Annotated in this window: 25 protein-coding genes; 12 read left to right on the plus strand and 13 right to left on the minus strand. The window is 58.3% G+C overall.

Annotation, left to right across the window (positions count from 1 at the left end; all coding sequences use genetic code 11):
• Nucleotides 1-492: 492 nt before the first annotated feature.
• Entirely contained in the window at nucleotides 493-1,572 is a 1,080-nt protein-coding gene (locus tag A1355_RS06905; RefSeq protein ID WP_064026352.1) for a choice-of-anchor L domain-containing protein, read from the plus strand.
• A gap of 110 nt (nucleotides 1,573-1,682) precedes the next feature.
• Here the strand turns inward: A1355_RS06905 and trpD are convergent, their stop codons facing one another.
• The 5 genes from trpD to apaG all read right to left on the minus strand — a co-directional run bounded on the left by trpD (nucleotide 1,683) and on the right by apaG (nucleotide 5,799).
• Nucleotides 1,683-2,699 carry an anthranilate phosphoribosyltransferase gene (trpD, locus tag A1355_RS06910; protein WP_064026354.1) on the minus strand — a complete coding sequence of 339 codons (1,017 nt, stop codon included), beginning with the start codon at nucleotides 2,697-2,699 and terminating at the stop codon, nucleotides 1,683-1,685.
• 96 nt (nucleotides 2,700-2,795) lie between these two features.
• A complete protein-coding gene (locus A1355_RS06915; RefSeq protein WP_269454747.1) occupies nucleotides 2,796-4,100 on the minus strand; it encodes an NAD(P)/FAD-dependent oxidoreductase in 1,305 nt (434 codons plus the stop codon).
• 81 nt (nucleotides 4,101-4,181) lie between these two features.
• A complete protein-coding gene (locus A1355_RS06920) occupies nucleotides 4,182-4,508 on the minus strand; it encodes a periplasmic heavy metal sensor (RefSeq protein ID WP_064026356.1) in 327 nt (108 codons plus the stop codon).
• 86 nt (nucleotides 4,509-4,594) lie between these two features.
• Nucleotides 4,595-5,422 carry a symmetrical bis(5'-nucleosyl)-tetraphosphatase gene (locus A1355_RS06925; RefSeq protein ID WP_064026358.1) on the minus strand — a complete coding sequence of 276 codons (828 nt, stop codon included), beginning with the start codon at nucleotides 5,420-5,422 and terminating at the stop codon, nucleotides 4,595-4,597.
• A complete protein-coding gene (gene apaG, locus A1355_RS06930; protein ID WP_064026361.1) occupies nucleotides 5,422-5,799 on the minus strand; it encodes a Co2+/Mg2+ efflux protein ApaG in 378 nt (125 codons plus the stop codon). Before apaG ends, A1355_RS06925 begins: the two co-directional genes overlap by 1 nt.
• 72 nt (nucleotides 5,800-5,871) lie before the next feature.
• Between apaG and A1355_RS06935 the strand changes: the two genes are divergently transcribed.
• The 6 genes from A1355_RS06935 (at nucleotide 5,872) to A1355_RS06960 (ending at nucleotide 11,167) form a co-directional block, all read left to right on the plus strand.
• Nucleotides 5,872-6,378, plus strand: a complete 507-nt coding sequence (locus A1355_RS06935) for an ankyrin repeat domain-containing protein (protein WP_064026505.1) — start codon at nucleotides 5,872-5,874, stop codon at nucleotides 6,376-6,378.
• 27 nt (nucleotides 6,379-6,405) lie between these two features.
• A complete protein-coding gene (gene mpl / locus A1355_RS06940) occupies nucleotides 6,406-7,755 on the plus strand; it encodes a UDP-N-acetylmuramate:L-alanyl-gamma-D-glutamyl-meso-diaminopimelate ligase (protein ID WP_064026507.1) in 1,350 nt (449 codons plus the stop codon).
• Nucleotides 7,756-7,761: 6 nt separating this feature from the next.
• The gene (locus A1355_RS06945) at nucleotides 7,762-8,049 is read left to right on the plus strand and encodes a SelT/SelW/SelH family protein (protein ID WP_064026363.1); all 288 of its coding nucleotides are present in this window, start codon (nucleotides 7,762-7,764) and stop codon (nucleotides 8,047-8,049) included.
• A gap of 72 nt (nucleotides 8,050-8,121) precedes the next feature.
• Entirely contained in the window at nucleotides 8,122-10,086 is a 1,965-nt protein-coding gene (locus A1355_RS06950) for a serine/threonine protein kinase (RefSeq protein ID WP_064026365.1), read from the plus strand.
• A 57-nt stretch (nucleotides 10,087-10,143) separates the two neighbouring features.
• Entirely contained in the window at nucleotides 10,144-10,491 is a 348-nt protein-coding gene (locus tag A1355_RS06955; RefSeq protein ID WP_064026367.1) for an antibiotic biosynthesis monooxygenase family protein, read from the plus strand.
• Nucleotides 10,492-10,720: 229 nt separating this feature from the next.
• Nucleotides 10,721-11,167 carry a hypothetical protein gene (locus A1355_RS06960; RefSeq protein ID WP_064026368.1) on the plus strand — a complete coding sequence of 149 codons (447 nt, stop codon included), beginning with the start codon at nucleotides 10,721-10,723 and terminating at the stop codon, nucleotides 11,165-11,167.
• Between the two features lie 58 nt (nucleotides 11,168-11,225).
• On the opposite strand, the gene A1355_RS06965 is transcribed toward A1355_RS06960, so the two are convergent.
• Nucleotides 11,226-11,885: a hypothetical protein gene (locus tag A1355_RS06965; RefSeq protein WP_064026370.1), complete on the minus strand. Its 660-nt coding sequence runs from the start codon at nucleotides 11,883-11,885 to the stop codon at nucleotides 11,226-11,228.
• 447 nt (nucleotides 11,886-12,332) lie between these two features.
• Here A1355_RS06965 and A1355_RS25080 point away from each other — a divergent pair, with 447 nt between their 5' ends.
• Nucleotides 12,333-12,500 (plus strand): hypothetical protein, encoded by a 168-nt coding sequence (locus A1355_RS25080; protein ID WP_157197779.1) that lies wholly within the window; start codon nucleotides 12,333-12,335, stop codon nucleotides 12,498-12,500.
• 134 nt (nucleotides 12,501-12,634) lie between these two features.
• The gene (locus A1355_RS06970; RefSeq protein WP_064026372.1) at nucleotides 12,635-13,696 is read left to right on the plus strand and encodes a helix-turn-helix domain-containing protein; all 1,062 of its coding nucleotides are present in this window, start codon (nucleotides 12,635-12,637) and stop codon (nucleotides 13,694-13,696) included.
• Nucleotides 13,697-13,942: 246 nt separating this feature from the next.
• On the opposite strand, the gene meaB is transcribed toward A1355_RS06970, so the two are convergent.
• On the minus strand, nucleotides 13,943-14,953 hold the full coding sequence (meaB, locus tag A1355_RS06975) for a methylmalonyl Co-A mutase-associated GTPase MeaB (protein ID WP_064026374.1): 1,011 nt from the start codon (nucleotides 14,951-14,953) through the stop codon (nucleotides 13,943-13,945).
• A gap of 15 nt (nucleotides 14,954-14,968) precedes the next feature.
• A complete protein-coding gene (scpA, locus tag A1355_RS06980; protein WP_064026376.1) occupies nucleotides 14,969-17,134 on the minus strand; it encodes a methylmalonyl-CoA mutase in 2,166 nt (721 codons plus the stop codon).
• Nucleotides 17,135-17,740: 606 nt separating this feature from the next.
• On the opposite strand from scpA, the gene A1355_RS06985 reads away from it, so the two are divergent.
• Genes A1355_RS06985 through A1355_RS06995 form a run of 3 tightly spaced genes read left to right on the plus strand, consistent with a single transcriptional unit; the run spans nucleotide 17,741 to nucleotide 21,208 of the window.
• Nucleotides 17,741-19,015 carry a hypothetical protein gene (locus A1355_RS06985; RefSeq protein ID WP_157197780.1) on the plus strand — a complete coding sequence of 425 codons (1,275 nt, stop codon included), beginning with the start codon at nucleotides 17,741-17,743 and terminating at the stop codon, nucleotides 19,013-19,015.
• A gap of 20 nt (nucleotides 19,016-19,035) precedes the next feature.
• Entirely contained in the window at nucleotides 19,036-19,554 is a 519-nt protein-coding gene (locus A1355_RS25645) for a hypothetical protein (protein WP_197471738.1), read from the plus strand.
• Nucleotides 19,555-19,573: 19 nt separating this feature from the next.
• Nucleotides 19,574-21,208, plus strand: a complete 1,635-nt coding sequence (locus A1355_RS06995) for a sensor domain-containing diguanylate cyclase (RefSeq protein ID WP_064026380.1) — start codon at nucleotides 19,574-19,576, stop codon at nucleotides 21,206-21,208.
• A 55-nt stretch (nucleotides 21,209-21,263) separates the two neighbouring features.
• On the opposite strand, the gene A1355_RS07000 is transcribed toward A1355_RS06995, so the two are convergent.
• The 5 genes from A1355_RS07000 to A1355_RS07020 all read right to left on the minus strand — a co-directional run bounded on the left by A1355_RS07000 (nucleotide 21,264) and on the right by A1355_RS07020 (nucleotide 26,014).
• On the minus strand, nucleotides 21,264-21,785 hold the full coding sequence (locus A1355_RS07000) for a YcxB family protein (protein WP_064026382.1): 522 nt from the start codon (nucleotides 21,783-21,785) through the stop codon (nucleotides 21,264-21,266).
• Between the two features lie 21 nt (nucleotides 21,786-21,806).
• A complete protein-coding gene (locus A1355_RS07005; protein WP_064026384.1) occupies nucleotides 21,807-23,108 on the minus strand; it encodes an NAD(P)/FAD-dependent oxidoreductase in 1,302 nt (433 codons plus the stop codon).
• A 127-nt stretch (nucleotides 23,109-23,235) separates the two neighbouring features.
• Entirely contained in the window at nucleotides 23,236-24,045 is an 810-nt protein-coding gene (locus A1355_RS07010) for a sulfite exporter TauE/SafE family protein (RefSeq protein WP_231883589.1), read from the minus strand.
• A gap of 167 nt (nucleotides 24,046-24,212) precedes the next feature.
• Entirely contained in the window at nucleotides 24,213-25,364 is a 1,152-nt protein-coding gene (locus A1355_RS07015) for a DUF1624 domain-containing protein (protein WP_064026386.1), read from the minus strand.
• Nucleotides 25,365-25,483: 119 nt separating this feature from the next.
• A complete protein-coding gene (locus A1355_RS07020) occupies nucleotides 25,484-26,014 on the minus strand; it encodes a C40 family peptidase (RefSeq protein ID WP_064026388.1) in 531 nt (176 codons plus the stop codon).
• Nucleotides 26,015-26,128 lie beyond the last annotated feature (114 nt).

The following is a 26,128-nucleotide window of genomic DNA, read 5'->3' on the forward strand; positions in this document are numbered from 1 at the left end:
CGACTTCTTGCCCGCACTATAGGTGACTGATGGAGTAAAGCAGAACGCATGTGTGGCGAGTCGCTGAATCTGGCGCCATCGCGGTTCGCCCGGAATCAAGACAACAGAATGACAACTCTGGCGGCGATCATATTGCTTCACGGCGCCGTCGTCAATCGGCCGCCCCGGCCCCGATAAGCCTTGGATTTAGGACAGTCGCGGCTATCGAAACCGGTTGATACCTCACGTCGGCGCGTGAACCCGGTATTGCCCGCGTCCGTTACGACTTACGCGGGCTTCGGCCTTTCAAACTGCGTCGTTATCGCGCAGCCCAATTCTTAACCTCATTTCGCACCGAAAATTTATCCGATTGAACTTCTTACGCGCCAGTTCGCATTAACACATGTTAGCGAGACCGAACGGCGCGGAAGGGATTTCCAATCTAACCGGCCCCGATCGGATCGCCGAGCTGGGAAACGAATGACCTTTAACCCTGAAAAAGAAAGATCGAATATGAAAATCGTGAATTTGGCTGTACTAATGGTTTTACTGGCGGCTACGAACGCAACCTGGGCTGCCGGCGGCGGTAACGGCGGTGGTGGAAATGGCGGGAACGGAGGCGGAGGTAACAGCGGCACCGTGGACGACAATCCCTCCGCTTCGGACCTTTACGTGCTGCAATACGGCGCGGAAAAGCAAAACGATGCCGACACACCGGAAATCACCGAAACCGAACTGGAGACGATAAAAGTCACTCCGCCGCCGGTGCAGACTCCGCTTGATACCGTGACCGGCAATCAATTGTTGAATGCCTGGCGGGTGCCCAACAGCGGCATCGTCGCGCAAAACGTGAGTTACATCGGCAAGGGCGACCAGGCGCGGGTCTATGCCGCCAGCGAATTCAGCAGCGTGGTGAACGCCGACGGCATCGTCCTGACCACCGGCATGGCTAACTTTGCCCATTCCAACACGTCCAGCGGGGCAACCGGCGTGACCGGAACCGGCGCGAGCTACGAAGTTTCCAAGCTCAGCAAGCAAATGACCTACGACGCCAATTCGCTGAAGTTCGACTTTACCCTGGATCCGTCAGCGTCGAGCGCCAACGGCATCACGACCCAGTTCGTGTTTGCCTCCGAGGAATACCCGGAATGGACCGGCATTTTCCGCGACGGCTTTGCGTTGGTCGTGGACGGCGTCAATTACGCACACTTCGATGCCTCGAACTTCGTGGTGCTGGACAATTGCAGCAGCAATGGCGTTTATCCGTGCACCGACACCGTACAAAACGACAACGGCTTTCTGACGCCCAACGCCGGCGCCAGCTCGGTTCCGTTCGAGTTCGACGGTTATACGGCGGTTTTGACCGTCAATGCCTTACTGAACCCAGCCCTGGCCAATCATAGTCTGGAAGCCGTCATTGCCGATTCCAACGATCCGCTTTGGGATAGCGCGGTGTTCCTATCCGGCCTGCGCTCCGCCACGGTGCCCGGCGTATTCCAAGCCAACGTGCCGACCGCCGTGCCGCTGCCGGCATCGTTGGGGTTGTTCGTATCGGGATTAGCGCTGGTGGGCGGATTGCGACGTAGACGCTAGGGAAGGCTTGAGCGTGGCCGGCGAACCAAACGGCCCGGATTCAATCCCTCTTTCAAGCTAACAGCCGCTCGCCGAGTGGCTACTCGAATGATTAGAAAAAAATCAATGCTTTAACCGACTTTGGAATACCCTACCAAGGCCTCGAACTTGGCTAACGCGCTACCGTCCGCCAGCACCGCATAGGCCCGGCGGACGCCGGCTTCCAGCGAGTCGGTCAGGTCGGCGGCGTAAATCGCGGCGCCTGCGTTCAGCGCGACGATGTCCAGCGCCGGGCCGGGACGATTATTCAGCACGGCCTTGACGATGGTCAGGCTGTCCTCGGCACAGGTGATGGCCAGACTGTCGAGCGGTGCGCGGCGCAGGCCGAAATATTCAGGGGTAATTGTGTAAGTGCCGATCGCGCCGTTGTGCAGTTCGGCGACATCGGTCGGCGCGGCGATACTGATTTCATCCAGGCCGTCGTGGGCATGCACGACCAGCACGTGGCGGCTGCCCAGGCGTTTCAATACCTCGGCCACCGGCACCAGCCATTGTTTGTCGAATACACCGATCAGCTGGTGCGGCGCATTGGCCGGATTCGACAACGGACCGATCAGGTTGAACAGCGTGCGCACGCCCATTTCCTTGCGCGGCCCGACCGTGTGGCGCACCGCGCTATGGTGCTTCGCGGCAAACAGGAAGCCGACGCCGATGTCTTCGACGCATCGGCCGACTTGCTCGGCCGGCAGGTCCAGATTGACGCCGGCGGCTTCCAACAAATCGGCGCTGCCGCAGCAGCTGGACACCGAACGGTTACCGTGTTTGGCGACCTTACCGCCGGCCGCCGCGACCACGAAAGCCGCCGTCGTAGAGATGTTGAAGGTATTGGCGCCGTCGCCGCCGGTGCCGCAGGTATCGATGACGTGTTTGCCCGTCACCGGCACCTTGTGCACCAACTCCCGCAGCACGCCGACCGCCGCGGCAATTTCGTCTATGGTTTCACCTTTGCAACGCAGCGCGATCAAAAAACCGGCGATTTGGGCGTCGGTCAACTTGCCGTTCATCATCGCGCGCATCGCCGCGCGCATTTCCTCGCCGTCGAGGTCGTGTTTATCCAGCAGTTTTTGCAGCGTGGCCTGAATTTGCATGGCAAGCGTCGTGGGTTGGGGCGCTTCGGAACGGCAGTCCCGGGCGGCCGGTTAAGGTAGACGGTTATGATAACAAACCGCGACGCGCCGCAAATGTCAACGTGCTTGCAGCCAGGTAGCCGCGCCCAGCCCGGCGGCGCGGCCGGTCGCCAGGCAAGCGGTCAGCAGATAGCCGCCGGTCGGCGCCTCCCAGTCCAACATTTCGCCGGCCGCGAACACCCCCGGCAAACGCCGCAGCATCAAGCCTTGGTCAAGTTCGGCAAAGTCTATGCCGCCGGCGCTGCTGATCGCCTCGGCCAGCGGTCGGGCCACGCTCAGGCGGATAGGCAAGGCTTTTGCCGCGATAGCGAGGCGGTGCGGATCGTTGATTTCGGCGGCGCTCAAGACTTCGCGGAGCAGCGCCATTTTTACGCCGCCGAGACCCAAGCGTTTGCGCAGATGATTGCTCAAACTCATTTTGCCGCGCGCTTGCCCGGCACGCTGGCCGGCTTCCTCGACCGTTAAGCCGGGCAGTAAATCCAAATGGACGACGGCGGCGGCGTTGGCGGCGATCTGCTGGCGAATCGGCGCAGACAGCGTATAGATCAAGCCGCCTTCCAAACCGTAATCCGCTATCATCATTTCGCCAAGCCGCCGGCATTCCAGGCCGTCGTTTCCGACAAACGTCAAGGCCACCGATTTCAGCGGCTCGCCGGCAAAGCGTTCGCGGAAATAATCGCTCCAACCGGTTTCGAAGCCGCAGTTGGCGGGTTGCCACGGCGAGATGGTCACGCCGCGCTCGGCCAGGGGCTGAGTCCAGGCGCCGTCGGAACCCAACTGCGGCCAACTGGCACCGCCCAAGGCCAAGACCAGTGCATCGGTTTCGATCAGTTTTTCGCCGTCCGGACTCGCAAAGCGCAGCCGCTGGTCGGTCCAACCCAGCCAGCGATGGCGCATCCGGAATTTGACACCGCTGCCGCGCAGCCGATGCAGCCAGGCGCGCAGTAGCGGCGCCGCTTTCATTTCGTTGGGAAACACCCGGCCGGAACTGCCGACGAAAGTCGCAATGCCTAATTCGGCCGCCCAATGGCGCAAAATCTCCGGCGAGAAATCGTGTATAAACCCGGCCAGAGCGTGGCTCCGTGCACCGTAGCGCGATAAAAAACTTTCAAAACCTTCGACATGGGTGATGTTCAAGCCACCTTTGCCGGCCATCAGGAATTTGCGCCCGGCCGACGGCATCGCGTCGTAAACGGTAACAGCGGCACCGGCTTGAGCCAGCACTTCGGCGGCCATCAAACCGGCCGGACCGGCGCCGACGATGGCGACGGTGGGCGAGCTATCCATGGCCGGCGATCCGTTCGCCGCCAAGACTTGTCCCGACCGGTGCCGGCCTAAGCGTCCAGGGCCGGATATTGGCACCGGCCGCCAAGCCCAGAAGTATGCGAGTTAGCATGGCGGCTGACCTATGCGGCTGACCTATCATGCGCGGAACCGAACCGATCAAGGTTGGTTGGGTTTGAGCGCACCACGCTTTTCCTGGCGTTTTTCCATATGCTCCTTGCGCATCTCGTCCATTTTCTGCATCTGTTCCGGGGTCAGCACTTCCTTGATGCGGGCGTGCGACTCTTCGTGTATCGCCCGGAATTTGGCGTGTTGCTCGGTGAAAATGGCTTCCAGCTTGGTTTTTTGCTCGGGCGTCAGTTGCAGCATTTTGCTCAAGTGCTCGAGCTTGTGGTCGGTCGGCTGACCGTAATCGTTTTCGCTGGGGTAGGCAGTCGCGGTCAGCGGCAAAATCAGCGCGGCCAGCATCAGTAGCGGTTTAATCATCGGATGTACTCTCGGAGGGTTGAATGAATGCGCGCCTTCAGGGCGGCGTCACAATGGATAAGCAAACACCGGTAAAGTTCAGGTTTTCAAACGGCCAGCGGATCGCTGGCGGCTTGGCATTCGACTTGATGGCGGCGCGGCGGGTCGGACAATTCCAGCGCGGTCAATTGGCCGCCCCACAGACAACCGGTATCGATGCCGTAGCAGTTATAGCCCTCGTAATACCCCAGTGTGGACCAATGGCCGAAGATGATCCGCATCCCCAGACTGCGCCGGCCGGGCACCGCGAACCACGGGAGCAAATGCTCGGGCTGGCTGCCGAGCGGACCTTTCTGCGTGAAATCCAACACGCCGTCGGCGCTGCAATAACGGAGTCGGCTGAAACAATTGATCGCAAACCGCAGTTTCTCGGTGTGGCTGAGATCGTCCTGCCAGACCGCCGGCTTGTTGCCGTACATGGACCGAAAGAAGCGCTCGTAGTCCGGACTCTGCATGGCCTGTTCGGTTTCCAGCGCCATTTGCCGGGTCAGTTCGAAATCCCACTGCGGCGGCAGACCGGCATGCAGCATGCAATAATCATCGTCGTAATGGAATAATTTACGATGGCGCAGCCAAGCTATCAATTCGTCGCAGTCGGCGGCTCGCAGAATGGCGCCCAGCGTGTCTTTCTTGCTAGACTTGCCCAGCGCCACCACGGTGGCGATCAGATGCAGATCGTGGTTGCCGAGCACGCAGATTGCCGCGTCGCCCAAACTCCTGACGAAGCGCAAGGTTTCCAGCGACTTCGGCCCCCGATTCACCAGATCGCCGGCCAACCACAGCGTATCCTTACCCGGATCGAAGTCTACCCGGTCCAGTAGGCGGCGCAAGTCGTCGTAACACCCTTGAATATCGCCTATCGCGTAGGTCGCCATTAATGCAGAGTGCGGGGAATCGACAAGGTAAACTTAGGTATGTTCGCGTTGAAGCTTTCGCCGTTGTCGGCCTGCATCTGATATTTGCCCTGCATTACGCCGACCGGGGTTTCGATCATCGCCGCGCTGGTGTAGCGGAACGAATCGCCGGGGTTCAAATGCGGATGCTCGCCGACCACGCCTTCGCCGTTGACTTCCTGCACCTTGCCGTTGGCGTCGGTAATCAGCCAATGCCGGGTCAGCAACTTGGCGGCGCTGGAACCGACGTTGGTAATCGTCACGGTATAGGCGAACACATAGCGGTTGTCTTCGGGCGAAGATTGCGCCTCGATGTAGTAAGGCTGGGCCTCAACTAAAACTTTGTTTTTTTCGCTCATTGATAGATGATGTAAATCGTTATGCCGGTTATTTCAACCCAACTGATAAGCAAACGCAAGCAAGCAATCCGAATGTTCACGACCCGATTCGCGGCGCTGGCGCTGCTGACGATTTCAGTTACCGCCGGCGCCGAGGGCGGCAAGGAGCTGTTCGCGGCGGCGGCGGCCGGCAAGCCGGAGCGAGTCGAGGCTTTGCTGGCTCAAGGCGAGGATGTCAACGCCAAGATCGAACAGGACAGAACCGCGCTGATGGCGGCCAGTTTCAACGGCAATCTGCGAGTGGTCAAAGCGCTGTTGGCCTATGGCGCCGACGTGAATGCCGCCGATAAAACCGGCGCCACCGCGCTCGGCGACGCGGTGATGTTCGGCAGCGCCGACGTAGTCGGCGTGTTGATCGCGGCCGGCGCCAACGTCAATGCCGCCGACGGCCAGAATGTCAAAATCCTCGACAAAGCCAAGAAACTGGGCCGCGAGACCATCGTCAAGTTGCTGGAAGCGGCAGGCGCCAAAGGCACAGAAACCAAATCCGAAACCGAAGCCAAGCCCGAAGGCGAGGCCCCCAAGGAAGCAGGCAAATAAACCAGCCACATGACCAACGACAAACCTTTGCATATTCACATCCTCGGCATCTGCGGCACTTTCATGGGCGGTCTGGCCCTGATCGCCCGCGAACTCGGTTACACCGTCAGCGGCTCGGACCAAAACGTCTATCCGCCGATGAGCACCCAGCTCGAACAACAAGGCATTCGCTTGATGAACGGGTATAAGGCCGAAAATCTGGACATCAAACCGGATCTGGTCGTCATCGGCAACGCGATGTCGCGCGGCAATCCGGAAGTCGAAGCAGTGTTGAACCTGGGCCTGCCCTACATCTCCGGTCCGCAATGGCTAGCCGAACACGTGTTGCAACACAAATGGGTGTTGGCGGTGGCCGGCACCCACGGCAAAACCACCACCACCAGCATGTTGAGCTGGATCCTGGAATTCAACGGCTTCAAGCCCGGCTTTTTGATCGGCGGCATTCCGCTGAATTTCGGCATCTCGGCACGGCTGGGCGAATCGGATTTCTTTGTCATCGAAGCCGACGAATACGATTGCGCGTTCTTCGATAAACGCTCCAAGTTCGTCCACTACCGGCCTCGCACCGCGATTCTGAACAACCTGGAATACGACCACGCCGACATCTTCGAAAATCTGGACGCGATCAAAAAACAGTTCCACCATTTGGTCAGAACCATCCCCGGCCAAGGCTTGATTATCGCGCCCGACTGCGAGAAACACGTCTCCGAAGTACTGGACATGGGCTGTTGGACCCCGGTGCAACTGACCGCGATCGACGCCCCGGCGCCGTGGCAAGCCGAATTGCTAAGCAAAGACGGCAGCCGCTTTGCGGTGCATTTCGAAGGCCAAGCCCAAGGCGTCGTCGAATGGCCGCTGACCGGCCGACACAACGTCTACAACGCCTTGTCGGCCATCGCCGCCGCCCGTCACGTCGGCGTGCTGCCGGCCGACGCAATTGCTGCGCTAGCCCAATTCCAAAACGTCAAGCGGCGGATGGAAGTCATTGTCAAGAAAGCCGGCATCACCGTCTACGACGATTTCGCCCACCACCCGACCGCGATTCAAACCACGCTGGACGGCCTGCGCAAACAGGTCGGCAACGAAAAAATCCTCGCCATCGTCGAACCCCGCTCCAATACGATGCGCCTGGGCGTACATACCCAGTCGCTGGCCGAATCGCTAAGCCAGGCTGACCAGGCCATCATCTTTCAGCCGGACGGACTGGGCTGGGATTTAAGCCAATTGCTGAGATACGCCAACAACATCGAGATTTGCAACAGCCTGGATGCCATCATCGAAACCATCCGCGCCGAAGCCGGCGGCGTTTGCCACGTCTTGTTGATGAGCAACGGCAGTTTCGGCGGCATCTACCAACGCTTGCGCGAGATTTTGTAAGCTGCGATGAGCCACCGCGTCGAAATCCGTTACTGCACCCAATGCCGTTGGCTGCTGCGCGCGGCCTGGATGGCGCAGGAACTGCTGAGCACTTTCGACGGCGATCTGGCCGAGCTGGCCTTGCAGCCCGGCACCGGCGGCATTTTCGAGGTCTATGCCGACGGCGTACTGGTCTGGTCGCGCAAGGCCGAGGGTCGCTTCCCGGACATCACCGAGCTTAAGCAACGCGTCCGCGATCAAATCGCCCCGGAGCGCGATCTGGGCCACGCCGACCGCAAGCCGCCGCCGACCTAATCCGCGCGCGGCCGGCCCCACCGCAAATAGCGACCTATACTTGGCGCAACTGTTTGTTCCCACGGTTAGCCGATGACGCCCGACGACGACCTGACCCGCCTTCTCCCGCAAGACGATTTAACGGTGCTGAAACCGCGGCCTTACCCGCGTCCGTTGCCCGACACTCGCGCGAACGACGAGGCTTACGGCGGCGGCTATTCGTTGCGCGGTGCGGTCGGTGCCGGCGGCGTCGGCCAGGTGCTGCTCGGTTTCGACGAGCGTATCGGCCGGGAAGTCGCGATCAAGGAAATGCTGGACCAGGCCGCCAACGAAGACCGCGAACTCAGCACCCGCTTTCTGCGCGAGGCACGCATCACCGGCCGGCTGGAGCATCCCGGCATCGTGCCGGTCTACGACTTGGGCGTTAAGCCCAGCGGCGCGCCTTACTACGTCATGCGACTGGTACGCGGCGACACCTTGGCCCAGGCGCTGAAGGAGTGCAACGCCGATCCGTTGCCCGAACATGCGCTGTCCAAGCGTTTGGCCCTATTGGACCGCCTGATCGACGTTTGCGAGGCGATGGCTTACGCGCATTCCAAAGGCGTGGTCCACCGCGATTTGAAGCCCGGCAACGTGGTGCTGGGTCAATTCGGCGAGACCATCGTGCTGGACTGGGGCTTGGCCAAGGTCGAAAGCGAGACGGAGTCGGCGGCGGCGCCGTTACCGCGCGCCGGCCGCTCGAACGCTGATGACGACGAAGACCTGACCCGGCTCGGCGACATCTTGGGCACACCGGCTTACATGGCGCCGGAGCAAGCCGATCCGCGTTTCGGCGGTATCGATGCCCGCACCGACGTGTTCGCGCTGGGCTGCATGCTATTTTATTTGCTGAACGGCCGGCCTCCTCTACAAGGCGGCATGGACCGGATTCTAGCCGAGTTGGCTTCCGACCAGGCCATGCCGACCGCGCGGAATCCGAAGTTGGCGGCTCCGGTCGAACTGGTGGCGATCTGCGATCACGCGTTGGCCAAGGACAAGGCCAAGCGGTTCAAGGATGCCGGCGCGTTCGCCGACGAATTGCGGGCGTTTCGCGACGGGCGTCTCGTCAATGCCTACGCCTATACCCGCGCCGAACTGCTGAAGCGTTTTATTGCCCGCAACAAGGTGTTGTTGCTGGCAACAGCTGCGGTCATGGCGTCTATCGTGATCGGCGCCGGCTTGGCATTGAGATTCGGTATCGAAGCCAAGCAAGCCCACAATCTGGCGGTCGCCGAGGGCGAACAGGCCAAGCAACAGTTTCAACGCGCCGAGCAGGCGCTGGCCGACGTAACCCGCATTTCCAACACCAATCTAACCGTCGCCAGCCGGATTGCCTATAGTATCGGCGGCGAATTCGCAAATTTGCTGAACGGCTTAGTTCAGGCCGCGACTCAATTTCGGACCGATGCCGACCTGGTCGGCGCCACGCCGCGCCTGGAAAAACTGACCACGGAGCTGCCGCGTCTGGAAAGTGCCGCCGCCACCCGGGCGCCAGGCACCCTCCTGGCCGTGGCGCCGGCCCGCTACCGGCACGCGATCGGCGCCGACACTTCTCAGCTGGAACATAACCGAATGGCCTTGCAAAGCGGCGAGCCGGTGCTGAGCCAGGTGCATGCGGCACCGGAAGGTTATCAGGCTGTCACGCTGGTCGCGCCGGTCAAGGCCGGCAATGCGACGATCGGCTTCGTCTCCGGCCGTATCAAGGCCGCCGAATTTCTAGGCGGCTTGCTGCAAGCGGAGTTGCAAGACAGCCGCCGAACCATTTGGATCATCCAGGATGACGGGTTGATTTTGTTCGATACCGAAACAAACGAAATCGGGCTAAATCTGTTTCGGGAGGAACGGTATGCCCAACTCCCTGAGCTGCGCCAATTGGCCGAAGAAATTGCCGGGCAACGGGGCGGGGTGGGGTATTATGAAAATTCGGCGGCGTATAGCGGCCGGCGCATCGCCTCTTGGGTCAGTCTAAATCCGGTAGCGAACCGGGAATGGAAAGTGGTGGTGCTGGAAGCTTGGTAACACATTTTCGAAGGTCGGCCTCGGGCCGGCGCGTACACACTGGATAGGAGAATAGCCATGTTTGTTGCCGTATATCGTTGGCGGGTGAAACCGGGATACGAAGCGAAATTTCGCGAGGGCTGGCTGAAGGTGACCGACGCCGTCTATCAAATGTACGGCAGTCTCGGGTCGCGGTTGCACCGCGATGCCGACGGCAGTTGGGTAGCCTACGCGCAATGGCCGGACGAAGCGGCTTGGCGCGAGGCCTGGCAATCGCAACGGCCGGTCGCCGATCCGGAAGGCTATGCGATGTTGAAGGACAGCGTAGAGACTTGCTACGAACTGGCCGAGCCGGTGATGAAACTGACCGTGTTGGAAGACAGACTGAAGTCGCAACCGTATTCCAACTACGAAGTCACACCCTGACCCGTAGCGACGGCGGTTCGGTCCGGCATCCGGGGCCGAGAACGCAAATGCCGATCGTCAGCGAAATCTGTTAACGGTAAATCGTCGGCGTCGCACAGCGCGAACCGCCGCGCCGGCGGGTTTCTGCTATTATCCAAGCAATAACAGCCCGAAACCGCGCCGGGCGGTGAACTTTTGCGGGCCAGCGCCTTGGCGCGCGCCGCGCGGAACCCCTGGCATTGGATACGGCATGGAAAAACTCGAATTCGGCGTGAGCGACGACGACAGGAAAAATCTACTCCACTTCGTCGAGACCTTACAAAAGCTGCTCGGCGACTTGATCGGCGCGGACCAGTATTTTTTGCCCAAATTCCGCGACGATTACAAACGGGCGTGGCGCGAACTGGACCCTCACTTTTACGCATTGAAAGACGCGATTCAACGCGCCGACACCAACGCCTTGTTGACGCACGGTTTGCTCGGCAGTCCGCTGCATTTGAAGCTGAAAGTCATCAATCATTTCACCGAGGAGTTCATGCTCTACGGCATCGAACTGGTCGGCGGCCATAAAATCCTGGAAAAGCTGCTCGGCGCGGTGAACCGGCTGTTGGCGACCGTCGTGGATACCGTGGGAACCGGTTCCCCAATCCATACCTTCAACGAACTGTTGATTTCGATCATTCAGGACGACAGCTAGCAAAGCCTTGCAATCGGGCCGTTCCGGCCCGATTGCAAGAGCCAAGAGCCCGGCGAATTTACCGTCCAGACGCCCGGCGGTTGCGGCGCAACCCCAGCGAGCCCAGCATCGAACCGAACAACCAAGCCGCGTTTGGCAGGGGTACGACCTGCACCCCGACGTTGAAGGTGTCCGGGGCAAAATCGGAAATCTGGGTGAAGCCGGCGGAAACCGCGCCGTCGCGCGGCCACAGGTTCCAGGTAAAACTTTCCGGCGCGAAACCGGTCGACGGCAACAGACCCGATGCAATCTCGGCAACCATATGATTACCGGTGATCGTCACCGAGCCCGGAGCGAGGTTCGTCGTGCTGAACGACGGCGCGATCAAGGTTACCAAGCCGGTGCCGTCGTTGTTCAAGCGCACGACCGAATCGAACAAAATATTCTTCAGACCGTTAGATTCGAAAAGCGCGGTACCACCGCCGCGATTGAAGCCCCAAATATAAAAACCGCTCGGCGACGAACCGATGTCGGCATTGAACGTACTATCCAAACGGAAAGTCGCGGTGGCCTGATCGTAACTGACCGACGCCGACACCACATCCAAGTCGCCCGCCGTACTGCCGTTGTATCCGGCGACATAATCGCCGATCGCGTCGCTGACCGCGACGGCTTGCGCCGGCTGCGCGGCGGCGATGATCGCGACGAATACCCAATGTTTCGCTGTGTTGATTCTCATACACCTATCCTCTGTTGCTGATATCCGATGGAAGCACCCGGCGGGAAACTAAGTTCCCTCCGGGTGCGATTGCGGTTTACAAGGAATATAGACCGTATAACCGAGCGGCATGGCGCAGCTACCGAATAGGGGGTGGTCGGAGCACCGGTGCCGCTCGTTGGTATATCCCCGGAGCAACGCTAAGGTTCAATGCCCCTAAAAAAATTTTAACGCGGTCCAACTCGCGGTTCGTTCTCCGCGACACCGATCACTGCTTCGAATTCATTCAGCGAAAACACTCGTTCAAATCGACCCGATACGCTCGCCATGACGAATTGAAGCTTGAGTCGCCATCAGGAAGCGGAGCCCGTTTCTCCTAGACGACCTCAAGGTATTTCTTCACTCGACATGTTGCTTGGCGGGGACTAACTTAGCTTGCGTCTAACAGGTTGTTGAAAAAGAAACTCGGTGGAAAAAATCTTCCAATTTGTCGCTAAAAGTCATTTAGCTGCGACAAATAATCAGGGACTTACAAAATTTTATTTTGCGGAAAATGCGTTTTTTGGGACAAAAGTGGAGCAGTTTTTTAAATTTCAACAGCCTGTTAACGGCAAAAAAAATCGGGACGACCAGTAGATGGGCAAAAAGATAAGTCGGACAAGTAGCTGGATGATATTTTATTTTTCTCCGACCTCTTTATTTCCCTGGCGTTCGATGTTCGTTTCAGGCCATCGATCGCATCCATCGAAAAGTAAAATGAATTTGGGCCTATGACTAACGCTGCATTCATCTTTTCCAGCACTGATTTCCCGGATAAAGACCGGGTCGACATTTGGCGCGAAATGTTTGCCAGAAAAATTGCTGGATTCGATGTCGAACACGCCGATTCGCGGCCTTTTTTCAACCAAACACGGTTTCATTCCTTCGGCCACGTGAACTTGGCGGCGCATACTAGTACCGCGGTACGTTTTCGCCGTACTCGTGAACTCATTACCGGAGACGGGTTAGACGATTACTTAGGCCTATCGGTATGCGTAGCCGGTATCTGGGAGGTTATGCAAGGACAGCGGCGAATGTTGATCAATCGAAGTACCGCCGGCTTAGTTGATTCGACCAAAGTTCTCGACGGCGGGTTCGGACCAGACTCGCCCGAGGGATACCAGGAACTCTTGAGCTTGCGCATTTCCAGATCAGAATTGACCAAACGGGTACCGAAAGCCGAACGCCTGGTTATGACTCCTCTTTGCAACTCGGAGGGCATAGAGTTGTTAAGAAATTACCTGCAAATGCTAGACCGGGGGGGCGTCGCTCAAGATCCTAGCCTAGGCGAACTAGTGGGGAATCATATTGTCGATCTCATCGCTTTTCTTTGTAACGACGAGGTGGTTAAGGAGTCCCATTCCGGAGGGGTGCGGGCGGCCCGGCAAGCGGCCGTCATTCGATATCTGGAAAAGCACTTTAGTGAGCCAGGGCTGAATGCGGCGCAAATCGCCGGCGAATTGAGAATATCCCGGAGATATTTGTTCGATCTGCTGAATGAAACCGGAGAAAGTGTTACTCAGATTCTTAATCGACTCAGAATTGCCCGGGCATGCCGGCTGCTGGCCGACCCCAAGTTCCGCCACCTTGATATCGCGGCGATCGCCTTCCAATCCGGGTTTAACGATTTGTCTTACTTTTATCGCCAATTCCGTCAGCAATTCCAAGAGCCGCCGGGCGCCTTTCGGGCGCGGCGCGCGCTTCAAAACAACCTTGACTCCCAAACAACCGAAGCCGGTAACACCGAGAAATCCTCCTTGCACCCGCTAACCGACGGCAAGCCATCCAGCTAAGTTACCGCAGATTTATTCGCAGTTCCCGCAGCGTAAGGATGCACCAATTGGCGTCGAAAAACTGAGGTCGATATTTCTGCCTGGGCGTTGATGACTAACGATGTTCATCTGCTCAGCACACCTCGAGCCGAAAATGCGGTCAGTCGTATGATGCAAACCTTGGGCAGGTAGTATGTGCGCTATTTTAATGCCTGCTATCGGCTAACCGGCATGCCCCTTTTGCCTTATTGTCGCCCAGCGTTCGGGCTAAATCCCGGTAGTATCGCCCATCAGTTCGAGCAAACGGTGCGCAGCCAGCGTAGGCGATACGCTGCCGTTTTCGACGGCGGCGCTTAAATCCGGCATGGCGGCCCGGACGCCGGGGTTTTCTCGAAAGCGTTCCTGGAGGCCGGACTCGATCAGCGCCCACATCCAGGATAACGACTGATGCCTGCGTTTAGCGGCCAATTCGCCGGTTTCGCCGACGGTCTGGCGAAAGAGGCCGAGTTGTTGCCAGAAATTGCCGATACCTTCACCCAGAGCCGCACTGACTTTCAGTACCGGCGGCTGCCAGCGCGCGGCGCTTGGCCGCAGCAGTGTCAGCGCCCCCGTGATTTGGCCTGCGGTCAGGTCGGCTGCCACGGGATCGAGATCGGCCTTGTTGACGACGAAAATGTCGGCCAGTTCGACGATACCTTTTTTCATCGCCTGCAGATCGTCGCCCGCGTTAGGTTGCTGTAATAGGCAGAACGCATCGGTCATGCCCGCGACCGCTGTCTCGCTCTGACCAACACCAACGGTTTCGACGATGATCACATCGAAGCCCGCCGCTTCGCAAACCAGCATGGCTTCTCGCGTCGAAGCGGCGACGCCGCCCAGCGACCCGGATGAAGGCGATGGGCGAATGAAGGCTTCGTCGCGTGCGGACAATAATTCCATCCGGGTTTTGTCGCCGAGAATGGAACCGCCGGAGCACGAGGATGACGGATCGACCGCCAGCACCGCGACCCGATGCCCCTGTTCGATCAGGTGCAAGCCGAGTGCCTCGATAAACGTGGATTTACCGACGCCCGGCGTGCCGGAAATGCCGAGCCGAATCGAGTTGCCGCTGTTCGGCAGCAGGGCATGCAACAGGGTCCCTGCCCGCTGGCGATGGTCGCTACGGGTCGACTCGATCAGGGTAATCGTCTTGGCCAAGGCGCGGCGCTGACCGGCGAGCACGGCACCGACCAGCGCTTGGTCTTCGCGGTTGAGTTGGAAATTCGGTAGAACCGGCATGCTGTTGGCCCCGGATCAGGATGCCGTCGGCGCTTGCGCCGCTTGGATGGCGTTCAACACATCCCGCGCGCATTGCGGAATCGGCGTGCCGGGTCCGAACACGCCCTTGGCGCCGGCGGCGAACAAAAACTCGTAGTCCTGGGCCGGAATCACGCCGCCGACGAAGACGATGACATCGCCGGCGCCCTGCCCGGCCAAAATGTCGATCAGCGCCGGCACCAACGTTTTATGGCCGGCCGCCAGCGTCGATACGCCGATCGCGTGCACGTCGTTTTCGATGGCTTGGCGGGCGACTTCTTCCGGCGTCTGAAACAGCGGCGCGATATCGACGTCGAAGCCCAGATCGGCGAAGGCGGTCGCGACGACCTTAGCGCCGCGGTCGTGACCGTCCTGGCCTAATTTGGCGATCATGATGCGCGGCCGGCGACCTTCGGCGGCCGCAAAATCGTTGACTTGTTCCTTAAGTTGCGTCCACTCCTGATCGGCCTCGAAGGCCGCGCCGTACACGCCGGTCACGACCTGATTGCTGGCGCGATGGCGGCCCCAGACCTGTTCGAGCGCTTCGGAGATTTCGCCGACCGTGGCACGCAGGCGAATAGCCTTGATGGCCAGGTCGAGCAGATTGCCTTCGCCGCTTTTCGCGCAGTCGCCGAGGGCGTCGAGAGCCGCCTGAACCGCTCCGTCATCGCGGCTGGCGCGAATCTCGGCCAGACGCGCCACCTGCGCGTCGCGGACCGCGTGGTTATCGACATTCAGAATATCGATGGCGTCTTGCTGAGGTAGTTTGTATTTGTTAACGCCGACAATCACGTCTCGACCCGAATCGATATTGGCTTGCTTTTGGGTGGCACATTTTTCGATTTGCAGCTTGGCCCAGCCCGTCTCGACCGCCTTGGTCATGCCACCCATCGCCTGAACTTCTTCGATGATGGCCCAAGCCTTGTCTGCAATGTCCTGGGTCAGCGATTCCATCATGTACGAGCCGGCCCAGGGATCGATAACCTTGGTGATGTGGGTCTCTTCCTGGATGATCAACTGCGTGTTGCGGGCGATCCGCGCCGAGAATTCAGTGGGTAGGGCGATGGCCTCGTCGAGCGCGTTGGTATGCAGCGACTGGGTGCCGCCGAACACCGCCGCCATCGCCTCTATCGTGGTTCGCACCACATTGTTATAGGGGTCTTGCTCGGCCAGCGACCAGCCCGAGGTTTGGCTGTGAGTGCGCAGCATCATCGATTTCGGATTGCTCGGGTTGAAGGACTTCATGATCCGCCACCACAGCAGGCGCGCGGCGCGCAGCTTTGCCACTTCCAGATAGAAGTTCATGCCGATCGCGAAAAAGAAACTCAGCCGGCCGGCGAAATCGTCCACATCCATGCCCGAGGCCATCGCGGTTTTTACATACTCAAGGCCGTCGGCCAAGGTAAACGCCAGTTCCAAGGCTTGGGTCGCGCCGGCCTCCTGCATGTGGTACCCCGAGATCGAGATCGAGTTGAACTTGGGCATGTGCTTGGCCGTGTAGGCGATGATGTCGGCGATAATCTTCATCGACGGCGTCGGCGGGTAGATATAGGTATTGCGGACCATGAACTCCTTGAGGATGTCGTTCTGGATGGTCCCTGACAATTGTGCCATCGACACGCCCTGCTCCTCGGCGGCGACCACGTAGCCGGCCAGCACCGGCAACACCGCACCGTTCATCGTCATCGACACCGAGACTTTGTCGAGCGGAATACCGTCGAACAGAATCTTCATGTCTTCCACCGAGTCGATCGCCACACCGGCCTTACCGACATCGCCGGTCACCCGCGGATGGTCGGAGTCGTAACCGCGATGGGTAGCCAGGTCGAAGGCCACCGAGATACCCTGGCCGCCCGCGGCCAAAGCCTTACGATAGAAGTCGTTGGATTCCTCGGCGGTCGAAAAGCCGGCGTATTGGCGGATGGTCCAGGGCCGCGCCGCGTACATCGTCGCTTGCGGGCCGCGCAAAAACGGTTCGAATCCCGGCAGGGTATCGGCGAACGGCAGGTTTTCGGTATCGGCCTTGGTATAGAGCGGCTTGACCGCGAGCCCCTCCGGCGTTGTCCAGGTCAGGTTCTCGACCGCGCCACCCGGCGCGGATTTCGCGGCCGCCTTGGCCCAGGCATCCAGGGAAGGAATCTTTACTTCGGGATAATTTTTCATCTGCTTTACTACTTCCAAGAGGTGATTGCATGCCCGGTCGGCCTGACGCTCGCGTCGAACCGGCGCCACTTTATCGATTATATTCGGTTAAAGATAGTCCGGAAAAATACAAGAAGCTAAGTTGGACGGGCCATGCTAATCCGAATTCCGAAAGCCCTGACTGATCGACCCCGCTCGCAAGACCGGCGCTCTTGATCGCGACCCAATGCGGTTGAAGCAAGACAGGTCGAGAGGTTGTTTTGGGCCTATTCATTGAAGACGCCGCACAACAATAAGCTGCCTATCCGGTTTCATTCCATCATCAACGCGCAACGTCTACACTTGTTGAGTCTGCAAACGACTCGGTTGTGCTGAAATCGCCTTCCAAACGCTCTGAATACCGTGCGGACGTTGACAATGTATACCGTAAGAGTCGATTTGACGGTTGACGGTAGGCTTCGTAATCTCAATGCGCTAATCCAGTGATCCATCGGTTTCCGACAGTTCCGGCACTGGCACTGACGCCTCTGTAATGTTTTATTCAAATATTTTTCAATAACTTATGAAATGCGACATGATTTGATTTTGTTAACTTAACGCCATTGCCCTAGGCATTCGGAGTGCGTCGTGAAGCGGATAATTTCATTGTTTGTGTGTAGTCTGCCGATTCTATTGAGCGTGCGAACCGTTCGTGCGGACTTTTTTTCCACGGAGGATGGAAAATTACGCCTGAGCAGTTTTGGTACCTTAGGCGTTGTTTACGACAGCAGCGACATCCTGTATTTACAAACATCGACCGATCAACCGAACACCTTCGACGGTCATTGGTCGTGGAGATCTAGCACCCAACTCGGTATTCAGGCCAGCGCCAAATTTACCGACGAATGGGATGCAATGGTGCAGTTCCTAATTAAGGACAGATCGTACAACTCATTGAACGAAAACTTATTTTGGGGCTTGCTGCGCTGGCAACCCAGCCGCAACTTCACCGTGCGCGCGGGACGCCTGGGGCTAGATGTTTATCTGCTATCCGATTACCGCAATGTCGGTTACGCCTATTTGTGGGAAAGGCCGCCGACGGAATTTTACGGCTCCTTGATTAACCAAAACTTTGATGGCGTGGACCTGGCTTGGCGCGTACCGCTGGCACAGGGTTTTTTTCAAGCGAAAGCGTTTGCCGGTAGTTACTCGCATTCGTTTCCGATCTTTCAGCTCGATACCGTTTCAAAAAACACCTTGGCGCTTTCGCCGATATTCGGTGGCAAATTCAGTTACGAAGACGAGGACTGGCAGTTGTCCCTCGGCGCCACCTATACCATTTTCGATAAAAACTTCGTCGGAATCTCGCAGCTGCTCCAAGGGCTCAGCGCCCCAGGACTGAGAACAGTCTGGAGCAATGCGGCCGATTACGCCGCCCAACTCAACAAGGTTGGAAAAGGCATTGGCTTTTACTCAATAGGCGCCGCCTATAACGCCAACGAATGGAGCATTCAAAGCGAGTTTGGTTATCTCGATTCCGGCGTGCCCGAAATACAAAGCCAATTCAGCGGTTACTTCAGTATTGGCCGACATATCGGCGACATTACACCCTATCTCTTGTTCAGCATCGCCAGACCAAGCGGCGAGTCAAAAACGGTCGTACCGCCGGAAATCTCGGGTCCGTTGCAAGACCAACTGTATGCCGCGACTTCGATAGCCATGCAAGAGTATAGAATCAATCAGGAGACCATCAGTTTGGGTGCCCGCTGGGATTTCGCGCCCAATTTGGCCGCGAAGATTCAATGGGACCACAGTCATGTCGCCGCTAACTCTTCCAGTCTTTGGCTGAACGGCAGCCGTGAGATTTCGACGCCGGATTTAGATGTCGATTTGTTTTCGCTCAGCATGAATTGGTCTTTTTAATGATGGCGGGCCGTTTGAACATGAGACGTTTCCGAGGCACCAATCGTAGCGATGCAAGGCGGGTCAGCCCTTCGGAAGCGCTGCCGGCCGGCAAGCGCCGTTTCTTGAATCCCTATATTTTTCTGATTCCGTTGGCGACGCTACACGGGCAACCCGCATGTTGCGGCGAGGAGGTTTTGGTGGTGGTCAATCAAACCAATCAGGCCATGGAGTTTAGCCGCAACCAAGTGATCGACTTCTTCATGGGACGCCAGCAGAATTTCCACAGCGGCAAAGCCGTGTTTACGATCGATCTGGCGCAGGACTCCCCGACCCGCGCGCATTTTTATCAACAATTGGTCGGCAAATCCGTTCCCCAAGTCAATGCCTATTGGGCTAGATTACTGTTCACCGGCAACGCCACGCCGCCGAAAATGCTGCCCAGTCCGGCCGCGGTGTTGTCGGCGGTCAAGGAAAACGCCGATGCCATCGGTTATGTCGACGGCCGGGACTATGACGGCTGTTGCAAAGTCGTATATCGTCTAAAACCGGCCGACTGACGACTCACTCGCCTAACTCATGATCACCTTTAAGAAACTTTCGGTACGGATTACGCTGGTCATCAGTTTTTTTGCGCTGTTGGTCGCGGGGGTCGGCTCGGCGGTGTCCTATACCGATACGTTGCGGCAAGAGCGCAATAAGGCTTACGCCAGAATCATGGAATTAGCCAAAACCGTCGAAAAAAGCGCGCAGATCGCGGCTTACCTGGATAACCAAGAGATTGCGGACGACGTTATCGGCGGTTTAATGAATAACGAAGTCGTAGCCGGCGTCTTGCTGAAAAGTCAAAGCGGTTGGCATTCGACCAATGACCATAAACCGCTGAATGATGCTCTCGGCGAAGCGCCGTTAGCGCTCGACCTGGATTCTCCATTCAGTCCGGGCGAGAAAGTCGGTGTGCTGCAAATTTTCCCCAAACACGACATTATCGAGCGCAATGCCAAGCTGATCGCTCGAAATCAGGCGCTACTCCTGTCGTCGTACACGTTGATCGTGGCGCTGATCATCATGCTGGCTATCCAGCAAATCTTCGTGCGCACCATCAAAACGGTGGCATCCACACTGAACCGTATCGACCCAAGCGGCACGAAACGCTTGCACTGTCCGCTTAGCCACCGAAAGGACGAAATTGGCCACTTGATCGCCGACATCAATTTCCTGTTGGATATTTCGCATTTCCGTATTCATTCCGAACGTGAGTTGCGCGAGCAGCTCGAAAAGCTTGAACAACGTTTTCGACTGCTGTTCGAGAATGCCAGCGTGGGTATCTGCGTGCTGAACGAACATGGCGATGTCATTTTGCACAACCCGGTTTGCCGTGAGGTGTTGCGTCTGGACGCGGCGCCCGAAGGTCCGGCCCGCGTAGAGCAATTTTTCAAGGATGCCCGCCAAATTAATCGTATCGTATTCGACACGCTAACCGCCGGCGAGTTGACGAACGGCGAATTCGAATTGGCGACTACAGACGACCTAGATGGACCGCGTTGGGCTCAATGCCTGTTTTCAAAAGCCAGGGTGAGCGAAACGTCGGAATTCGAAGGCAGCGCTTTCGTGCAAATGATCGTAATCGATATCACGGAACGAAAGATTGAAGAACTGCAAACGCGTTTTAAGGCGGAGCGCGACCCATTGACCAAGCTGTTCAATCGCAATGGACTGGAAACCCGCCTCAATCTGATGCGCGATCTGGCCCTGCAAGAAGCCTGCGGCTTCGCGATTTTCCTGATGGACTTGGATAATTTCAAACCGATCAACGATAACTACGGCCACGAAGCCGGCGATACCGTTCTGATAGCGGTAGCCGAACGCTTATTGGCTTGTTTTCGGGCAAACGATATTCTGGTTAGGCTGGGCGGAGACGAATTTCTGGCCGCTTTAATCTGCAAACCGGCGATCAACCAAGCCGACTTAAGCCGGATAGCACAAAAAACAATCCGCTTACTGCTGCAAGACATCCCGTTGAATCAGGGCCGAAACGCGAATATCGGCGTTAGCATAGGCATCTGCGCCAGCGGACCGGAGCACGCCCATTTGTCGATTGCCCAGTTGATCGATCATGCCGACAAAGCGATGTATCAGGTCAAGCTCGCCGGCAAAAACGACTTTTGCATCAGCGTTCCATCGCCGATGCGGAGAGACCAATTGACGTCTTGAGACAAGCGGTTGGCTGGGCGAAGTCGCGGCAAAAGCCTATCGGGCAGGCGAAAGCTCAGCTCGCGCGCTCGATCAAGCCTTCCACCTGCTTGGCGAACACCTTGAGATCGCCCTTTTTGACGGTTGCGCGAGGAATGACGATGGCGGCGTCGAAATCGACGTAAATGTAGACGTAATCCTTATGGCGCTCGACGCGCAGCATGTCTTTCCACAGCGTTTTATGCTTGCCGCCCGGCGAGGTTTCCCGCAAGAACTCCGGCTCCGCCGTCAGATGGTGGATGCCGAACATGGCTTTTTTCTCGGCCTCGGTGTATTTATTGAAGAATTGGCGGCGCATGTCGATTTTCATGATGAAAGGCGACGCAAACGCCCAACCCAGCGCCAAGATCGTGATGTAGGCGGTGGTCATCATATCCACGTAGTACACGTAGTAAAACAAACCGATCGCCATCATCACGCCGGGGGCGAACAGGCGGTTGTTGCGGATTTTCTTTTGCATTTCCGGATCGCTTTTCAGCCTGAGTTCGTTGAAGTGAACCAGGTCTTCCTCGCGGAATTCGTATTCGATTTCTAACATTGCGCTCGCTCGTCGGGTGGATTAGTGCATCTTGATTTTGGCGTGGGTACTGCGCCGGAACAGGTTGGACAGGGTTAGCATCGCGGTGCGGAAATAGCCGTGAATCGCCACTTGGTGCATTTTGTACAGCGACAAATACACCACATAGGCGATGAAACCGCCGACGCTGACCGTACCCATCAGGCTGCCCATCAACGAACCGACCGTGCTGAATTTACCTAGCGACACCAGCGAGCCGTAATCGTGGTAAACGAATTTAACCGGCGCCTTGCCGTTCAGACGGTTGACGATGGTCTTGGCAACGGCCGAGGCCATTTGATGGGCGGCCTGAGCGCGCGGCGGCACGTTACCGGCATGGTCGGCCCAGGCGCAGGCGGCGCAGTCGCCGATCGCGAATACGTCGGGATCGCTGGTTTGCAGGGTTTGATCCACCACCAGCTGGTTGATGTGGTTGGTTTCCAAACCGTCCAGACTTTTCATCCAGTCCGGCGCCTTGATACCGGCGGCCCAGACTTTCAGATCGGCGTCGAACACCTCGCCGTCGTAGGTATGCACTTCGGTCTCGGTGACTTCGGTGACTTTGCGGCCCAGCTTCAACTGGATGCCCAACTTGAGCAATTGGTCTTGGGTGGCTTGCGACAAACGCGGCGGCAAGGCTGGCAGCAATTGGGTGGCGGCTTCGATGATGGTGATGTTGACTTCTATCGAGCCTTCCAGGCCGTAAGTCGCCAGCAGTTTAGTGACCTCGTGCAATTCGGCGGACAACTCCACGCCGGTGGCACCGGCGCCGACGATGACGATGGACAACGGCTTGTCGCGTTGCCTGCTTTGGTTGGCGTAAGACTGGATGTAATAGGTTTCGACCAGCTGGCGCTGAAAGCGATAGGCTTGGGTAGTGGTGTCGATAAACATGCAGTGCTGGTCGACGCCCTTGATGCCGAAGGTGTTGCTGACGCTACCTACCGCCATCACCAAGCTGTCGTATTTGAAGCGGCGGGCCGGAATCAGTTCGGCGCCTTGTTTGTTGTTGATCGGTGCGACGATGATTTCCTTGGCGGCGCGGTCCAAGCCTTCCATGCGGCCGAACAGGAAACGGAAATGGTTGCGGTGGGCCTGAGCCATGTATTCGATTTCCTCGGCTTCGGCCAAGGTGCCGGAGGCGACTTCGTGCAGCAACGGCTTCCAGATGTGAGTCGAGGCGGCATCCAGTAGCGTGATCTCCGCCCGGCCGGACTTGCCGAGTTTTTTCCCGAGTTCGGTCGCCAGCTCCAGACCGGCGGCACCGCCGCCGACGATCAGGATTTTATGTAGTTCATCAGCCATTTATATTCTTCCCCAGTCAATAGCCGCGGCGCGGCATGGATGAAATCCCTCCACTTTATAGTGCATTCCGTTGTCCGGCATTATAACCAATCGCGCTCGGCCGCCCGCCGATTTTCCCGGCCGGGTTTCAGGCGCCGTAAACGGTGTGCAGCATCTTGGCGGACAGCAGCAACAACAACAGCGCGAACAGTTTTTTCAAGGCAGGTACCGGCAGGCGATGGGCCAGTCTGGCGCCCAATGGCGCGGTCACCACGCTGACTAGCGCAATCGCCGCCACCGCCGGCAAATAGATGTAGCCGAAACTATGGGCCGGCAGGCCTTCGACCCGCCAACCGCTGGCCATGTAGCCCAAAGTGCCGGCCAGCGACAGCGGCAGGCCGACCGCCGCCGAGGTGCCGATCGCATTCTGGATGCGCACGTTGCACCAGCTTAGAAACGGCACGGTCAAAGAGCCGCCGCCGATCGCCACCAGCGCCGACACCGCGCCGATCAACAGGCCAACCAGGCTCAAACCCATGGCACCGGGTAGCTGTCGACTGGGCTTGGGGCGGACGTTGAGCACCATTTGCAGCGACACATAAGCCATGAACACCACGAAAAACAGGGCTAACGGTCGGTTTGGAATCAACGCGGCAACGAACGCCGCCGCGAAGGTGCCGGCGATAATGCCGGGCGAGAGCGTCCATACCACCGGCCAGATCACCGCCCCATGCCGATGATGGGCGCGCAGGCTGGCGATCGACGTCACGATGATGGCCGCCATCGAAGTTGCCAGCGCCATGTGTACCAAGTGAGCCGCGCCGAAGTTTTGCATTGCGAACAAAGTGGTCAACACCGGCACCATAATGCCGCCGCCGCCGATACCCAGCAAGCCGGCAAAGAAGCCGACCGCAACGCCCAGACCCAGGTAGGCAGCAATCCAGTCTAGTTCCAGCACGAATGTTCCTCTTTCGGTAGAGCCGGTTGTTGTAAAAATTAGGTAGCCTTGGCCGATCTTTCGTTTGGCGCCACGGGTGACCGCTGTGTCGCGCGCGGCCACCAAACGCTTTGAAGTGCATGACTTGACGGCGGTGGTCGTCGAGGCGACTTAGCCTTCGCAGCGCGCTACAAATAGCGCAGCCACCGCCAATCCGGACGCGCCGCCTTGAAGGCTTCGAACCAGCGGCAGACCGGATACAGCATCAGCAACACCAGCAGCCAAATCGCGTAAACGCCGGGCAACCCGTAGCCGTAGTCCACCGGCAAGTCTTTCCGCCAAATGCCGCCGCCGGCGATGGCAGCGACCGGACCGTCGGTCCAATAGGCGATTAGCACCGCCAAACCGTGTATCAGGTAAAGATGGATCAAATAGTAAAACAGCGGGGTCTTACCGAACACCGGCAAAATCGGCAACAGCCGACCGCTGCTGGCTGCCAGGAACAGCAAGGCCGGACCCAAGGTCATCAGCAAGTACAGCAAGGACGGCGGGTATTTATGGCAATTGATAAACGACAGCAGCGTGAATGCCGGGTCCGGGTAGCTTTGCCAGGGTTTGGGATCGCCATAAAGATTGCTGTAGCGCAGCGCGACAAATCCCAGAATCAGCGCGGTGCCCAATCCGGCCAGCCGCCGACCGCTTTGCCAGCCCGGCCGACCGATCAGCCGGCCGAAACCGTAACCCAGCGCCATCACGCCGATCCACGGTATCAGCGGATAATAGGGATTCAGTTTCCAACCGGCGTCGAAATCGATGTCGTCGCCGGTGTGTAACACCGCCCACCACGGGCCGAACCCGCCCAAGTGTTCCGGTTTAATCCCGTCGAACAAATTATGGGTCGCCACCATGGTGCCGCCGAACGCCGCCACCCAAGCCAGCGGTAGTTTGACCAGGCCGGCCAACGCGATCATCGACCAGCCGATCGCCCATAAAACACCGGCGTCGAGCTGGCGCAAGTCGGCCCGGAAGTTCCAGGCAAAGGCTTCGACGGTCGCCACCAACACGACTAACAGCAGGCCGCGTTTGACCAGAAATTCGCCGAGCGGTGCGTCCGGACCGCGTTTGGTCGCCCACAGATAAGCGCTGGTGCCGGCCAGGAACACGAACACCGCCGCGCAAAAATGGGTGATCCAGCGCGTCATGAACAGGGCCGGGGAGGTTTTGTCCAGGTCGGTCGGATCGAAATGGGCGTTGCTGAAAAAGTCGCGGGTATGGTCCAGCGTCATCAGTACCATCACCAAACCGCGCAGATTATCGAGAGCAGGAATGCGTTGATTCATAGCCTTGTGCTTGTTTAACGAGTGCGCTTAACGGTGCGTGGCCGGATTTGGGCTCAACCGGCGGCGAACGGCTCCCAACCTGTTCGTATTTTCGCGAGAAACGGGCGCGGCCGCCAATACTAGCCGCCGAAACAAGCTTCGTTCATCGATAGCGCGGGCTGGCTGGGCGGCCGGCGCACGCCGATGAAGCGTTCCCGCCAGTACGGTTGATTCAAATCGGACACCATGACCCGACCGGTCCGACTACTGGGGGCATGCACGAAGCGGTCGTCGCCGACGTAAATGCCGACGTGGGAGTAGGGCTTGTCGGTATTGAAAAACAACAGATCGCCCGGCCGGCGCTGCTCCGGATGGACGGCCGGCAACTGGGTGGCCAACGAAAAGGTATCGCGCGGCAGACGCAAGCCTTGGCGGTTATAGACGTAATACACCAAGCCGCTGCAATCGAAGCCCTGGCTGGGCGAAGCTCCACCGTAAACGTAAGGCCGCCCCTGCAATTGCAAGGCCTCGGCGACCACCTTGGGCGCGTCGGCCGGTATTGCTTGCGGGGCGATATTCAGCGCCTTCTTGTCGTCGCCGGCGCAACCGGCCAGCAACGCGACCAATAGCGCTATCGGCAATATCGCTGGCGAAAAACGGAGCTTGAGCATCGGTGCGGTTTTCAAGACGAAGTTGTGCCAATTATAGTCGGCCTGCCCGTTGTCCGCCCAGGCTTTGTATGTCAGCGCAGAGTCCCAACCGACGGAAACCGACGTTTTGCGCCG

Source organism: Methylomonas koyamae (assembly GCF_001644025.1).
Classification (GTDB): domain Bacteria; phylum Pseudomonadota; class Gammaproteobacteria; order Methylococcales; family Methylomonadaceae; genus Methylomonas; species Methylomonas koyamae_A.

What these genes read in the sequence shown, in the direction of transcription:
- A1355_RS06905 (WP_064026352.1), top strand. Translation starts at nt 493, where the DNA reads ATGAAAATCGTGAATTTGGCTGTACTAATGGTTTTACTGGCGGCTACG.
- trpD (WP_064026354.1), bottom strand. Translation starts at nt 2,699, where the DNA reads ATGCAAATTCAGGCCACGCTGCAAAAACTGCTGGATAAACACGACCTC.
- A1355_RS06920 (WP_064026356.1), bottom strand. Translation starts at nt 4,508, where the DNA reads ATGATTAAACCGCTACTGATGCTGGCCGCGCTGATTTTGCCGCTGACC.
- A1355_RS06925 (WP_064026358.1), bottom strand. Translation starts at nt 5,422, where the DNA reads ATGGCGACCTACGCGATAGGCGATATTCAAGGGTGTTACGACGACTTG.
- apaG (WP_064026361.1), bottom strand. Translation starts at nt 5,799, where the DNA reads ATGAGCGAAAAAAACAAAGTTTTAGTTGAGGCCCAGCCTTACTACATC.
- A1355_RS06935 (WP_064026505.1), top strand. Translation starts at nt 5,872, where the DNA reads ATGTTCACGACCCGATTCGCGGCGCTGGCGCTGCTGACGATTTCAGTT.
- A1355_RS06945 (WP_064026363.1), top strand. Translation starts at nt 7,762, where the DNA reads ATGAGCCACCGCGTCGAAATCCGTTACTGCACCCAATGCCGTTGGCTG.
- A1355_RS06950 (WP_064026365.1), top strand. Translation starts at nt 8,122, where the DNA reads ATGACGCCCGACGACGACCTGACCCGCCTTCTCCCGCAAGACGATTTA.
- A1355_RS06955 (WP_064026367.1), top strand. Translation starts at nt 10,144, where the DNA reads ATGTTTGTTGCCGTATATCGTTGGCGGGTGAAACCGGGATACGAAGCG.
- A1355_RS06960 (WP_064026368.1), top strand. Translation starts at nt 10,721, where the DNA reads ATGGAAAAACTCGAATTCGGCGTGAGCGACGACGACAGGAAAAATCTA.
- A1355_RS06965 (WP_064026370.1), bottom strand. Translation starts at nt 11,885, where the DNA reads ATGAGAATCAACACAGCGAAACATTGGGTATTCGTCGCGATCATCGCC.
- A1355_RS06970 (WP_064026372.1), top strand. Translation starts at nt 12,635, where the DNA reads ATGACTAACGCTGCATTCATCTTTTCCAGCACTGATTTCCCGGATAAA.
- meaB (WP_064026374.1), bottom strand. Translation starts at nt 14,953, where the DNA reads ATGCCGGTTCTACCGAATTTCCAACTCAACCGCGAAGACCAAGCGCTG.
- scpA (WP_064026376.1), bottom strand. Translation starts at nt 17,134, where the DNA reads ATGAAAAATTATCCCGAAGTAAAGATTCCTTCCCTGGATGCCTGGGCC.
- A1355_RS25645 (WP_197471738.1), top strand. Translation starts at nt 19,036, where the DNA reads ATGAGACGTTTCCGAGGCACCAATCGTAGCGATGCAAGGCGGGTCAGC.
- A1355_RS06995 (WP_064026380.1), top strand. Translation starts at nt 19,574, where the DNA reads ATGATCACCTTTAAGAAACTTTCGGTACGGATTACGCTGGTCATCAGT.
- A1355_RS07000 (WP_064026382.1), bottom strand. Translation starts at nt 21,785, where the DNA reads ATGTTAGAAATCGAATACGAATTCCGCGAGGAAGACCTGGTTCACTTC.
- A1355_RS07005 (WP_064026384.1), bottom strand. Translation starts at nt 23,108, where the DNA reads ATGGCTGATGAACTACATAAAATCCTGATCGTCGGCGGCGGTGCCGCC.
- A1355_RS07015 (WP_064026386.1), bottom strand. Translation starts at nt 25,364, where the DNA reads ATGAATCAACGCATTCCTGCTCTCGATAATCTGCGCGGTTTGGTGATG.
- A1355_RS07020 (WP_064026388.1), bottom strand. Translation starts at nt 26,014, where the DNA reads ATGCTCAAGCTCCGTTTTTCGCCAGCGATATTGCCGATAGCGCTATTG.